11 protein-coding genes are annotated in these 13,390 nt (G+C 39.2%); 9 read left to right on the top strand and 2 right to left on the bottom strand.

Going from position 1 to position 13,390, the window contains the following annotated elements:
* Positions 1 to 91 precede the first annotated feature (91 nt).
* Entirely contained in the window at positions 92 to 1,114 is a 1,023-nt protein-coding gene (locus AC13FX_RS12800; RefSeq protein WP_482881148.1) for a glycosyltransferase family 2 protein, read from the top strand.
* Between the two features lie 63 nt (positions 1,115 to 1,177).
* Complete coding sequence (locus AC13FX_RS12795; RefSeq protein WP_482881146.1) at positions 1,178 to 1,798, top strand: hypothetical protein; 621 nt, start codon at positions 1,178 to 1,180, stop codon at positions 1,796 to 1,798.
* A 355-nt stretch (positions 1,799 to 2,153) separates the two neighbouring features.
* Here AC13FX_RS12795 and AC13FX_RS12790 read toward each other — a convergent pair whose 3' ends face one another.
* The gene (locus AC13FX_RS12790) at positions 2,154 to 2,417 is read right to left on the bottom strand and encodes a hypothetical protein (protein WP_482881145.1); all 264 of its coding nucleotides are present in this window, start codon (positions 2,415 to 2,417) and stop codon (positions 2,154 to 2,156) included.
* 643 nt (positions 2,418 to 3,060) lie between these two features.
* Between AC13FX_RS12790 and AC13FX_RS12785 the strand changes: the two genes are divergently transcribed.
* Positions 3,061 to 3,936 carry a DUF58 domain-containing protein gene (locus AC13FX_RS12785; RefSeq protein ID WP_482881143.1) on the top strand — a complete coding sequence of 292 codons (876 nt, stop codon included), beginning with the start codon at positions 3,061 to 3,063 and terminating at the stop codon, positions 3,934 to 3,936.
* A 16-nt stretch (positions 3,937 to 3,952) separates the two neighbouring features.
* Here AC13FX_RS12785 and AC13FX_RS12780 read toward each other — a convergent pair whose 3' ends face one another.
* Positions 3,953 to 5,248: a peptidoglycan DD-metalloendopeptidase family protein gene (locus AC13FX_RS12780; RefSeq protein ID WP_482881141.1), complete on the bottom strand. Its 1,296-nt coding sequence runs from the start codon at positions 5,246 to 5,248 to the stop codon at positions 3,953 to 3,955.
* A 157-nt stretch (positions 5,249 to 5,405) separates the two neighbouring features.
* Between AC13FX_RS12780 and AC13FX_RS12775 the strand changes: the two genes are divergently transcribed.
* The 6 genes from AC13FX_RS12775 (at position 5,406) to AC13FX_RS12750 (ending at position 13,375) form a co-directional block, all read left to right on the top strand.
* Positions 5,406 to 6,407 carry a hypothetical protein gene (locus tag AC13FX_RS12775; protein ID WP_482881140.1) on the top strand — a complete coding sequence of 334 codons (1,002 nt, stop codon included), beginning with the start codon at positions 5,406 to 5,408 and terminating at the stop codon, positions 6,405 to 6,407.
* A complete protein-coding gene (locus AC13FX_RS12770; protein ID WP_482881139.1) occupies positions 6,407 to 7,405 on the top strand; it encodes a vWA domain-containing protein in 999 nt (332 codons plus the stop codon). The genes AC13FX_RS12775 and AC13FX_RS12770 overlap by 1 nt, the downstream gene beginning before the upstream one ends.
* Before the next feature lie 115 nt (positions 7,406 to 7,520).
* Positions 7,521 to 10,865, top strand: a complete 3,345-nt coding sequence (gene mfd, locus AC13FX_RS12765) for a transcription-repair coupling factor (protein WP_482881138.1) — start codon at positions 7,521 to 7,523, stop codon at positions 10,863 to 10,865.
* On the top strand, positions 10,858 to 11,787 hold the full coding sequence (locus AC13FX_RS12760) for an L-threonylcarbamoyladenylate synthase (RefSeq protein WP_482881136.1): 930 nt from the start codon (positions 10,858 to 10,860) through the stop codon (positions 11,785 to 11,787). Before mfd ends, AC13FX_RS12760 begins: the two co-directional genes overlap by 8 nt.
* A gap of 77 nt (positions 11,788 to 11,864) precedes the next feature.
* The gene (locus AC13FX_RS12755; RefSeq protein ID WP_482881134.1) at positions 11,865 to 12,452 is read left to right on the top strand and encodes an RNA polymerase sigma-70 factor; all 588 of its coding nucleotides are present in this window, start codon (positions 11,865 to 11,867) and stop codon (positions 12,450 to 12,452) included.
* Positions 12,449 to 13,375, top strand: coding sequence for a FecR family protein (locus AC13FX_RS12750; protein WP_482881133.1), 927 nt, complete (start codon positions 12,449 to 12,451; stop codon positions 13,373 to 13,375). Before AC13FX_RS12755 ends, AC13FX_RS12750 begins: the two co-directional genes overlap by 4 nt.
* The last annotated feature ends 15 nt before the right edge of the window (positions 13,376 to 13,390 follow it).

Below are 13,390 nucleotides of genomic sequence, written 5' to 3'. Positions count from 1 at the left end.
TTTTTGTATCATCTGACGTTAATTCATATGGCCGCCAACATTTAAGCTGGAAGGCCTGATCTTAAAACACTCACAAAATTATATTCATTCGTTGAAAGGCATCAGTATTATAATTGTAACCTGGAATGCTCTTGAACACCTCAAGAGTTTTTTGCCATCCGTATATGAAACTGATTATCCAAACTTTGAGATCATCATAGCTGATAACGCATCTAATGATGGTTCTAAAAATTGGGTCAGGTCAAATTTTCCTGATGTAAAAATTGCGACCTTTGATCGAAATTACGGTTATTGTGGCGGAAATAACAGAGCCGTTCCCTTTGCGACAAAAGAAATTTTACTCTTCCTGAATAATGATGTTGAAGTCGATAAAAACTGGCTTCATGGCATCAATGAGGCCTTTAATGATAGCTCTGTTGCAGCAGTTCAACCCAAGTTGAGAGCTTATAATCAAAAAGATCATTTCGAATATGCGGGTGCCGCGGGAGGATATATCGACAAATATGGTTTTCCATTTTGCAGAGGGAGAATATTTGATTCTGTTGAGGAAGACGTTGGTCAGTATGATCAAGACACTAACCTATTTTGGGCTTCAGGTGCTGCTTTGGCTATCCGTAAAGACCTTTTTTTAGACTGTGGAGGATTTGATGAGGATTTTGAGTTCCACATGGAGGAGATCGATCTGTGTTGGCGATTACAAAATAAGGGATTCAACATCGGATATGCCCCTGATAGCACTGTGTACCATTTAGGGGGTGGTTCCCTGCCAATGAATACACCACGAAAAGTATTTTATAATTTTCGTAACAGTCTATTTATGCTTTGGAAAAATTATTCGACCTCAAGTCTGTTAACCAGAATACCTATTCGTATTATTTTAGATACTGTGGCCGCCTGGAAAGCTCTGTTCGAGGGAAAACCAAAAGAATGGATGGCGGTAGTGAATGCTCATTTTCACTTTGCTAAGAAACTGCCCAGAATTCATCTAAAGAGGAAAAAGCTTCAAAAAGAAAGGATCGAACCAAAAGATCCTGAAACGATGTACAATTTGAGTATCGCTTGGCAGTACTTCGTAAAGGGTATAAGAAATTGGAGCGATCTTCCGGAAAAATAGCAATTCTTTAATAAATAACGTGAAAAAGCATTTAACACTACGTTCTTATTCTCGGCACCCGTAATGAAGAAGATCGATTTCGAAAACTTTTTAGACCTTTCATTGCCACACATCAAAAAGTGGTGGTTTTCAGTGGTATGTATTCCTTTTTGTTGGGTGCTAACCGAACAGTACTGGATGGCTCTGAAATGGGAGATCTCTTTTTCATGGATCTACACTTACCCATTTATTCTAACGCCATTTTTCTTCCTTATAGATAATTTCCTGTTGATCGTACATGAAGCCGGTCACACTTTTTTTGGCATATTTGGATCCAGGTATATAGCCATATTAGGCGGCACCCTTTTTGAGATACTCCTGCCCTTTACCATTGCTATTTTCGGATGGTGGAAACGCCAACATTTTACCGCTCAGATCGGCCTTCTGTTAACTGCCTTTGCGTGGATCGAATCATCAGCTTATGCAGCCGATGCCATGGCGAGAAGAATGCCATTGATCGGTGACCTGCCAAAATCTGCCCATGATTTTTATAATTTATTTTCTATGAATGGAGTACTAAGTGATCACATGGCCTATGCATGGAGTATGTATTGGATCGGGATTATCACATTAATACTATTCTTACTTTATCCTCTATTTGAACGCAAAAGATATGAATACGCAGAAATTGAGATGGATCTATGAACTTTTATTTAAATGATCTTTAGCAGAAATGACAGATCATCTGGCAGGACGATGAAACAGGATTAGGAGCTTCAACATGAGGAGATTAAAGGTCCAGCTTGAAGGCATAATCCAACAATCGGTCAGACGGACTAAGAGCCATCAGACAGAGGCTAGTTTAAACATACTCGGATTCGATCTGACGGATTGCCCGTCTGATCGATGGATTAGGCATGAGAGCCTTGACATGAGTGCATGACAGGTTAGGTAGCACGAATTCACCAATCGGTCAGATGGACTTGGAGCCATCAGACCGAGGTGCAAGTTGAACAATCTCGATACCGATCTAACGGCTTGAAGCAATCAGACCGTGAGATTAGAATAACTTTTGGATGAAATACTCAGGAATGGTCTGTTGTGATACTTTAAAAAAATCATGTGTATTTTTGGGTAGACTGAACAAATCCATTGCTAATTCCTTATTGCATAATTTCCCATTTCTAAAACCTGCATAATCCCGGAAAGAAGAAAATTTCCAGTCTTCCAACCTCTTTACCAATCCCGCCCGTAATGGATTTTGATGAATATAGAAGAAGCATTTTATCCCGTAATTATCTGCTCCTTTTACATCTTCTCTCAAGGATTTAGCTTTCGTCCTGGTTCTGAATAACGACCCGCTTCGGTCATATTTTTTATTTATGGCTTGCGTATAGGAACTTTGCAGTGAACCAATGCTGCGATTAAGTGGATCAACGGCTTTCTATTTATTCTCAAGTATTGCTGGACTTGGATAACTGTCTTTTACTTTCACTAACCAGTGAAAATGGTTTGGCATCAGGCACCATGCCAAGATCTCAACATGTGGGGTTAGGTGATATTCCATTTTCTCAATGAAATACAGGTAATTTTTTGTCTCAAAGAAAATCTTTTGCTTGTTATTACCCTGATTGTACACGTGATAGCTATGCCCCGGATAAAATTCCATACAAAAGATTAATAAAAACCGGATTAAACTGCCAAGTCTATAAAGGTGAAATCACAACGAACTCGATCTGACCGATTATCGGTCTGATCGATGAATTAGGTTTGGGAGCCTTGACATGAATGCATGACAGTTTTGGCAGCTCGAATCCACCAATCGGTCAGATGGACTGGGAGCCATCAGACCTAGAGGTAGATCAAATACGCTCAGACTTGATCAAACTAAGGGTAGATTTTACTTTTTATGATTCTCTATTAAAGCTACCGTTTATTATATTTGGTGCGGTTATAAAACACACGATATGATCCCAAAGGAAATTTTAAAAAAAATTCGAAAACTCGAGATCCAAACCAAGGGAATAGTAAACTCTCTTTTTGGTGGTGAATACCAATCTGCATTTAAAGGTCGTGGAATGGAGTTTTCTGAGGTCAGGGCTTATACCTACGGTGATGACATTCGCCAAATCGATTGGAACGTAACCGCACGAACAGGTGACCCATTTATAAAGATCTTTGAAGAGGAAAGAGAGCAAACCCTGATGCTTTGCATTGATATTTCCCAAAGTGGGACCTTTGGTACCATAAACCAAAGTAAAATGGACCTGGCTATCGAGATCTGCGCGGTATTGGCTTTCAGTGCTATTAAAAACAGTGATAAGGTAGGACTTGTATTATTTAGCGATCATATTGAAAAAGTCGTCCCTCCTAAAAAGGGAAGAACTCATGTATTGAGACTAATCCGAGAAATGTACACCACTAAACCAACTGGCAAAGGGACAGATATAGCAGATGGACTTTCCTATATCAACCGCTTACTTGACAGAAGAGCCATTGTTGTACTGGCATCCGACTTTATGGACAAAGATTTTGATAAACAGCTAAGGATCACAAATCAAAAGCATGATCTGGTCAGTATTATCATAAACGACCAATATGAGGATGAGCTACCTGATCTCGGCTTAGTTAAAATGAAAGATGCTGAAACCGGTGCTGAAAAGATCGTGGATACTTCAAGTACTAAAGTAAGAAAAGCTTATAAGATCAATCGGATGAAACAAAAAGCCTATCTGCACGATATGATGCTAAAAATGAAGATCGATGCAGTTGAAGTGAAAACCAATGAATCTTATGTAAAGCCTTTAATGAATTTTTTCCAGAGACGAGGAAGCCGTTACTGATCTTATCTAATCAAAATCAATCTTTTGACATGACTGCAGCTACATTCTCTGACTCGTCAATACCTGTTAGTTGCTGTTTCAAGTGTTCAACCAAGGTTTCAAATTCATCTCTATCTGAATCACCTATGGCTTTAGATGGTGGAAGGTCAATGTTCATGGGATTTACCGGCCGGCCATTCACATAAACCATATAATGCAGGTGCACGCCCGTTACACGGCCGGTTTTGCCAACATATCCTATCACCTGTCCTTGTCTTACCCTGGTACCGGGTGTGATTCCCCTGGCAAATCCATTTAAATGAAGATAGGCCGTCGTGTAAGTTCCATTATGTCGAACCTTGACTATGTTTCCATTTGCCCCTCTATACTGTGCCTCTGTTACTTCACCATCACCAACAGATAATACAGGGGTACCTATCGGAGCTGCATAATCCACTCCATTATGTGGCATTCTTCTTTTTAAAACCGGGTGAAAACGATTTCTGTTAAAAGAAGAACTTATTCTTTGGGAGAATTTGAACGGAGCTTTAAGTAATGCTTTTTGAACTCCATTGCCTTCACTATCGTAGAAGCCATTGTTTTCATCACTATTAAAGTAAAAAGCATCATATTTTCTACCATTATGTTCAAATTCAGCTGCAAGGATCTCCCCGATACCGTATGGTTTTCCATCAACGAATTGTTTTTCGTATATCAATTTATAGTTGTCACCGGGATATAACCTGAAAAAATCTATTTGCCATGCAAATATCTCACTCAAACGGTTAGCAATAAGAATATTCTTATCCTGCTCTACAAGAGACTCATACAGCGATGAGCTTATAACTCCGTAAGCTTCAGAAATCTCCTTGGTGATTTCTTTTTGTCCAGAATTGACCCTTATATCATCTTCCCATTCAAAAATGACATAATTGAGAGCATCATCATGTAGGATCAGGCGGTAAGGTTGAGATGTATCAGCATCCTTATAAACAATGTATCGCTGACCCGGTTTCACACGGTTACTTTGAAACACCCCTTTTGATTCTCTATTGATCTCATAAATGGTTTGGGGAGAAACATCCAGGTCTCGAAGAATAAGGTATAAACTTTGGTTACGTTTAACCCGACCTTCTTCTAGTTCAGCATCAATAATATTAAAACCATAGGAATCGAGCTGAACATCTTCCTTGATCTCAATTACATTATTTTCTGTGATGGTAAAATCGGGAGCAGGTTCATTACCGGTAAAATTAAGGATCAATACGGATATAACCACCAAACATAGCGTTAACGCACTGAGCCCCCATTTAGATCTGATCTTTTCCTTCAACGTGTACTGTAGATTTTTTTAAATTGTCGCAGAAAATAATAAGAATTAATAGGGTACTTTCATAAACAGATGTATACTTTTAGTTTTGTAAAATATTTACATCTCAAAGTGATATTTTCTGACCACATTAATTATTAATCAGTCGCTATTACCATAAATGAAAAAACTCCTGTTGAACCGATGTGCATCGTTCTTAATTGTCGCACTATCTATTTTATTTTCAGGACATATTCAGGCACAATCAGTACGAACACAAGTTGATACTGATTCTCTTCGAATTGGCGACACTTTCAACTATTCATTACTCTTACAACTAGATGAAGAATATGAAAGCGTTCAGTTTCCGGACACCAACTCATTCCCATCATCAGTTGAGGTCCTAAACCGAAAACAGTTCAAACTTTCCGAATTTTCAGATAGTTTGATATACGAACTTCAATTTTTTGGAAATGAAGATCTTCAGATCCCCTCCCTTCCATTGACAATAATCAGTGAATCTGATACATCGACATTGTACACAGATCCTGTTACTATATATTTCAGGACCATTGTTGCCGAGGGTGATAGCACATTAAAACCAATGAAGCCAAATTATAAGTTTCCACGCCCATGGTGGCCATGGATCTTGGCGCTTATTGCATTAACAGGTTTCCTTATATGGTGGTTTAAAATTAGAGAGCAAGGTACTGAAGAGATTAAGACTCAAAAGCCAGTGATTCCCATCTTTTATGATCCGGTCAAAGAACTTGAAAAAGATCTTTTTCTAATCAAAAAAGAAACGAAAGTTGAACAGACTAAAGACTTCAAGTTATTCTATAGTCAGATCGGTGATGCCATTAGAACCTATTTTGAAGAACTTTATAAGATCCCTGCACTTGAATCCACAACCGGTGAGTTGATTAGATATCTTGATGCGTATGGAGTTGACGATATTCTGACAGAAAAAACAAGAAGTATACTTAGCAAAGCGGACCTTGTAAAATTTGCTAAATTCACCCCTACCCTTGATGATGCCTGGAAAACATATCATGAAGCTCATGAGTTTTTAGAAAGAGCTAAACTCACTGATGCGTCTCGTGTGGGAAGGATGAAAGCTGAATATGATAGCAAATACGCATCAGCTGATGAAGAAGAACCGAATAGCAAAAAGGAAATTTAATGGAATTTGCAAATCCATATTGGTTTTGGGCACTCATCATTATACCTGTTTTAATAGGGTTATACATATACCGCTTTTTTACAGGTAAACAATCTACATTTTCATTTTCCTCTCTTGAACTGCTTGGTGATCTTCCCGGCAACTGGAAAGCGCACTTGCACTGGGTACAATCATTATTAAAATGGACAGGCTTAGTATTCCTGATCGTTGCCCTTGCCCGGCCGCAGGAAAGACTCACCACGGTTGAGCGTAATGCAGAAGGCATTGACATCGTTATGGTTTTGGATATGTCAACATCTATGCTTGCTGAAGACCTGAAACCCAATCGTTTTGAAGCTGCACGACAAGTTGCCAAAGATTTTGTAGATAAACGTGAAACAGACAGAATTGGGTTGGTTACATTTGCAATGAAAAGTTTTACGGTCGTCCCCCCCACCCTTGATTACCGGTTACTCAAGAGGCTGATCGATGACCTTGAAATGGGTGAAATTCAGGATGGCACCGCCATTGGAATGGGCATCGCAACGGCTGTGAATAGAATGAAAGAAAGTCCGGCAGAAAGTAAAGTTGTGATCTTACTGACAGATGGTCAAAATAACTCCGGAGAGATCGACCCTGTTACAGCTGCAGACCTTGCTCTGACCTATGGCATCAAGATATATACCATTGGTGCAGGAACCAGAGGAACAGCTCCCTACCCTATTCAGGATCCGATATTTGGCCGTCGTTACCAAAATGTACAGGTCAATATTGATGAAGAGATGCTTACACAAGTTGCTGAATTGACAGGAGGCCGTTATTTCAGGGCCACGGACAGCGAACAACTTGAGAGTATATATGATGAAATTGATGAACTTGAGAGAACCGAAGTAGAAGAACTTATCTATACCGATTATGAGGATAAATACCCTTTTTATCTCGGAATGTCTTTAATACTGTTTGGCTTGTCATTTATGATCAAAATAACATACACACAGACTATCACACCCCTCGATTAGGTTTTCTTCTTTCTGATAATCGATTGTAATCTTAAAGAATTAAGATTACATACTAATTCCTTTCGCTTTATCTTTGTTGAATAAACAAAATTATAAAGTCACCACCACTTTTTAGATGAGCATTTCATTCATAAGAGAGCAACTTAAAAGGTCAGATGTTTTTAAGAATATCTACTCCAGGTTACGTTCTGACTCTTCCATCACTTTAAAGAAAAGTATAGGAGCATTGAACAGTTTTCTTATCGATGCCTTATATGCATACTATGACAATATCATAGTAATATCAGAATCGGATGAAGGTGCTCGTTTTATGCATGCCGATCTGAATGCTATCACACAAAATAAGAAAGTAATATTATTTCCTTCCTCGAATAACAAACCCTATGATAATCAACAGCTAAGGGACACAGCCCTGTTGGTTCAGCGATCTGAGGCCCTTCAAGAAGTCACTGAAAATAACCATAAGATCGTTATTACATCAGCTGAAGCCATCTTTGAAAAAGTAGCCCCACCCTCTGCCCTTGATGAAGTCAGTATCAGACTTAAAAAAGGTGAAGAGATCGACCCTGAAAAACTACGTGAAGACCTGGTCGAACAAGGCTATGATCCCGTAAAATTTGTGGATGAACCCGGTGAATTTGCAGTACGCGGAGGGATAGTTGATGTGTTCCCATTCTCAGGTGAATACCCACTCCGACTTGAATTCTTTGGGAATGAACTGGATACCATCAGGGAATTTGATGCTGATTCACAAAGATCGATCGCTTTTTTGAATGAAGCCCGTATTATTCCTGATCTGACCAATCTTCCGGATAAAACCAAAGCCGGTTTTCTCTCTTATTTTGATGAGAGAACCCTTTTGATCACTTCAGACAGAACTTTTATCGTCTCAAGAATCGATGATCTATATAAAAAAGCCGAGAATGCATATGAAGAGTACGGCGATAACGGTTCCCTTGATCTTCCGGAAGAGCTCTTTATGTCAATGGAGTTATTTGAAGATGAATTGGACCGTTTTGAAGATTCACTATACGTTGCTGATGTAAATGCGTCTGCAAAAGATGAAAAGACCGTAACACTGGAAGCAAAGCCCCAGCCGGATTTCCATGGTAATTTCAAGCTGCTTCGGGAAGAGATCACGAAAAACACAGAGAATGGCCTGACAACGGTCATTCTTTGTGACAATGAAGGACAGCAGGACCGTTTTGAAGAACTATTAGGAGAAGCTTCCGATGACTTCAATTATATACTGACTGTTGAGACTCTCCATGAAGGGTTTGTTTATCCACCTGCAGGCATTGCGGCTTATACAGATCACCAGATATTCAATCGATATCACCGTCCCAAAACAAAAAGAAGGAAATTTCATGGCGGTATTTCCTTTAAGGAACTAAAGGACCTCAGCATGGGAGATTTCGTGGTTCATGTTGATTATGGTATAGGCAAGTTCCTTGGTTTTAAAAAGATCAATGTTAAGAATACTGAGCAGGAAGTGGTTGTACTTCAATACAAGGATGATTCCACTTTGTATGTTAATGTTACAAGCTTGCATAAGCTGCAAAAATATTCCGGTAAGGAAGGCACAGCTCCGAGGATCACTAAATTGGGATCAGGCTCGTGGGCCCGGAAAAAGGCTCAGACCAAAAAGAAGGTCAAGGATATAGCTAGAGAATTGATCCAGTTATATGCCAAACGAAAAGCTCAGGAAGCATATGACTTTTCACCAGATAACGAATGGCAAATAGAGTTAGAAGCAAATTTTGAATACGAAGAAACCCCGGATCAGTATGAGGCTATTCAATCTGTAAAATCAGATATGCAAAGCAAACACCCCATGGACCGGCTTATCTGTGGAGATGTAGGTTTTGGCAAAACAGAAGTGGCAGTGCGCGCTGCTTTTAAAGCTGTTTTAGATCATAAACAGGTAGCTGTTCTCGTGCCTACAACAATTCTTGCAGAACAGCATGCCAAGACATTCATAAAGCGGATGGAGAAATTTCCTGTACGGATCGAATCCCTTTCAAGGTTCCGAAGTTCAAAGAAACAGAAAAAGGTGATCAATGATCTTGAAGATGGTGAAGTTGATATCGTGATAGGAACCCACCGACTGCTTTCCAAGGATGTTAAGTTCAAAGACCTTGGTTTGATCATTGTGGATGAGGAACAGCGATTTGGAGTTTCCGCAAAAGAAAAACTTAAAAAATTCAGAGCTACTGTCGACGTACTTACATTAACAGCCACACCCATACCCAGAACTCTTCAGTTTTCACTGATGGGCGCACGTGACCTAAGCGTGATCAATACCCCTCCTCCCAACCGACAGCCTGTTTATACCGAAATTCATAGTTTTGATGAAGAATTGATCCGTGATGTCATACTTCAGGAAGTTTCAAGAGGCGGTCAGGTTTTCTTCATCCATAATAGAGTCAAGAATATTGAAGAAATAGCTGAAATGGTCCGCCGTCTCGTACCTGATATTCGGGTTCGGTTTGGTCACGGACAAATGAGTGGCTCCCAGCTTGAAAAGATCATCAACGACTTTTATCAGCATAAATTTGATGTACTCGTTTCAACGAATATTGTGGAAAATGGTATCGATATAGCCAATGCTAACACCATCATCATCAATCATGCCAATCACTTCGGGCTGGCTGAGCTGCACCAGCTTAGGGGGCGTGTGGGGCGATCAAATCGTAAAGCATTCTGTTACCTATTCACGACTCCAATCAATACTTTAACTCCTGAAGCGAGAAAACGTCTACTTGCACTTGAGGAATTCTCTGACCTTGGTTCCGGATTCAACATTGCAATGCGTGACCTTGATATTCGGGGAGCCGGAGATATTCTAGGTGCAGAACAAAGCGGTTTTATCAACGATATTGGTTTTGACCTATACACCAAGATCCTCAATGATGCGGTAAACGAACTGAAGCAAACAGAATTCAGTGATATGTTCGATGATGTTGATATTGAGATCGAGCGGCCGGAGACCACCGTTGAATTTGATGAAACAGCCCTTCTGCCTCAGGATTATGTATCAGATAATGTAGAAAGACTTAACCTTTACCGTAAACTTTCAAAAGCTGATACCCCCGAACAAATTGACGAATGGCAGGAAGAGATCAAGGATAGATTTGGCCCCATACCAAAAGAAACAAACTATCTGATACTAGCCAGTAAAATTAAATTATTTGCTTCGCTCAATTTTTTCACTAAAGTAACGATCAGAGCCGATAGGATGTGGATGGTCTGCCCTAAACAAGATTCCGATGCCGGAAAAAACTTCTTTGATTCCGGTAAATTTCAGGAGATCCTTGAAAGTATTGAGCATCTCAAACAGGATAAATTTCAGGTCATTCAAAAGAAAGATACTGTACGCTTTGTGGTTCAGGAGATACCCGATATTAAAGAAGCTTTATTATTTCTTAAACATTTAAATAAAACGGAAGCCCATGTCTGATCTTTCTCCATTTGTAAAAATCATAAAAGAAGGCGGTATCGTGGCTTTCCCTACGGAAACTGTGTATGGGCTGGGAGCAGATGCATGGAATCCTGAGGCTATACAAAAGATCTTTGAGACCAAAGGCAGACCTGCCGACAACCCCCTAATTGTTCACATTGCAAACATTGAAGAGGCAGAAACATTTGTCAAGGAAATACCTGAAGTTGCAAAATTACTTATGAAACATTTCTGGCCTGGCCCTCTCACTTTTGTATTAGCGAAAAAGAGCGAGGTTCTGGATTCTGTCACTGCAGGATTACAAACGGTTGCAATTCGGATTCCCTCCCACCCCTTAGCACTTGATTTTATAAGACAGACAGGTCCCCTGGTTGCCCCCAGCGCTAATCGTTCCGGTAAACCAAGTCCAACCCGCCCTGAACATGTAAAGCAAGATTTTGGGAATGACTTTCCGGTTATTGACGGCGGATCCACAAATGTAGGCCTGGAGTCTACTGTAATTGGTTTTGATGAAAATCATATTACCGTGATGCGGCCCGGTAAGATAGGTACTGATGAACTCGAATCTGTTTCAGGATTTAAGGTGATTGAAGAGTATTCAACCAATGATGAGACACCTAAAAGCCCCGGCCAGAAGTATTCACATTATAAACCGGAAGCACATGTAGTATACAAAGGTGTAAGTGCCTTTAATGATCATACTATGTATTTAATGCAATCAGCACCTGACATAAATCAAGACAATGTGATCTGTTATCATAGTGATTTAAAACGATTTTCAAAAGAATTATATGACCGTTTTCGCCAAGCTGATCATTTAGGTTATAAACGTATCCATATTGAACCATTCGAGGATCATAAAGCAGAATATCCCGCTTATTATGAGGCTTTGATCAATCGTATTAGAAAAACTTTGGGATAAACAGAACGGTTTTTTTTTCATTTCAGTTAATTCGACATAGTCATAAGACTATTTTCACGTGTATTAACTGTACAAATATGGAAGACATCACCGATAATCAGTTTACCGAGTGGAGTAATGCAATCAAAGATGGGAGTAAAAAAAGCTACTCTGAGTTCTTTCGAGCCTGTTACGAGCACTACGTTCGATTTGCTTATCGATATGTTAAATCCAAAGATCAGGCATGTGATTTAGTTCAGGAAGCTTTTATCAAGCTCTGGAAAAATCGTGAACAGTTGGATCCTTCAAAATCATTGAGATCCTATATGTTTACGATCGTTCGCAATCTAAGCCTAAATCATATAAGAGATCACATGAGCAGATTTGAATCGCTTGACGATAATGATCGCTCTTTGAATGCCCTGATTATTCATCAAGAACAAAACAAGAATGACTCTTACATTGAGCAAACAGTACAGATCATAGAACAACTCATAAAAAAACTTCCTGAGAGACAACGGGAAGCTTTTGAATTGAGCAGATTTGACGGTTTGCAACACGATGAGATAGCTGAGGTCATGAATATCTCAGCCAGAACAGTTAACAATCATATTGTTTCTGCATGTAATACATTACGGGAAGAATATGAGATATTTAATAGACGTGATATAGAAATTGCTTTATGAATATACACAAACACGACGGTTCAAGAGGTAAGGACAATGAGTCCCTACCGGATGAACTCAGTGATGACTTAGAGAATTACCGTCTTTCTGAAAATAAGAAGATATCCCTTTCTGAATCTGAAGTTGAAGGTGCCCTGGAAAACGTTCTTCAACAACTAGATGATGATGTTGAACGTGATACAGAACCTGATAAAGGCTATTCCTTTAATTGGAAGTTAATGTCTATAGCAGCATCTATCACCTTTATTGGAATGTTATTCTTTTTATCCATTCCGATAACTGTCGAAGTTCCAAATGCAGAATTTGCAACAGTAAATTTACCTGATGGAACCTCTATCACACTTAATAGTGGTTCAGAATTTAGCTACTCAAGGCTATATAACTATATGGCCAGAGAAGTGACCCTTTCAGGGGAAGGTTATTTTGATGTGGAAAGTGATCCTGATAAACCATTTACAGTAAATACTGTTAATAGTTCAATTAAAGTATTAGGAACAGAATTCAACTTATCTGACTGGGATGAAAAGACCGGTCCAAAAGTTAAACTGACCGTTATTGAAGGTTCTGTTGAAATCAAAGAAAAGAGTGGCAGTGAATCAATGATCCTACAAGGAAATGAAAGTGCCATCATTAATGAATCTTCAGAGATTATCTCTTCTACTTTTGAACTTGATAAGAGGCTTGCGTGGTTGTCTAACAACATAGCATTTCAAAATGAGACTCTGTTAAATGCATTTGGGATACTTGAAAGACGATTTGACGTAACGATCGACCTTGATAAAGGTTTTGCTGCTGATCAAGAAAGTATTACTGCTTTTTACCATGATCCAAAAGACCCTGAGTCAATTATACAGGATATTTGTACGATCAAAGGATTGAGTTATCAAAAAACTCATAATGGGTTCAAGATCACTGAAAGTTAATATGAGGACATTTTT

The organism is Gracilimonas sp. B-17 (assembly GCF_056857935.1).
The sequence above is the reverse complement of the archived record's forward strand: the minus strand, read 5'-3'. Positions and strand labels throughout refer to the sequence as shown.

Excerpts from the sequence above, each read along its gene's own strand:
- AC13FX_RS12760 (WP_482881136.1), top strand. The coding sequence starts at position 10,858 with ATGTCTGATCTTTCTCCATTTGTAAAAATCATAAAAGAAGGCGGTATC.
- AC13FX_RS12785 (WP_482881143.1), top strand. The coding sequence starts at position 3,061 with ATGATCCCAAAGGAAATTTTAAAAAAAATTCGAAAACTCGAGATCCAA.
- AC13FX_RS12795 (WP_482881146.1), top strand. The coding sequence starts at position 1,178 with ATGAAGAAGATCGATTTCGAAAACTTTTTAGACCTTTCATTGCCACAC.
- AC13FX_RS12750 (WP_482881133.1), top strand. The coding sequence starts at position 12,449 with ATGAATATACACAAACACGACGGTTCAAGAGGTAAGGACAATGAGTCC.
- AC13FX_RS12775 (WP_482881140.1), top strand. The coding sequence starts at position 5,406 with ATGAAAAAACTCCTGTTGAACCGATGTGCATCGTTCTTAATTGTCGCA.
- AC13FX_RS12770 (WP_482881139.1), top strand. The coding sequence starts at position 6,407 with ATGGAATTTGCAAATCCATATTGGTTTTGGGCACTCATCATTATACCT.
- mfd (WP_482881138.1), top strand. The coding sequence starts at position 7,521 with ATGAGCATTTCATTCATAAGAGAGCAACTTAAAAGGTCAGATGTTTTT.
- AC13FX_RS12755 (WP_482881134.1), top strand. The coding sequence starts at position 11,865 with ATGGAAGACATCACCGATAATCAGTTTACCGAGTGGAGTAATGCAATC.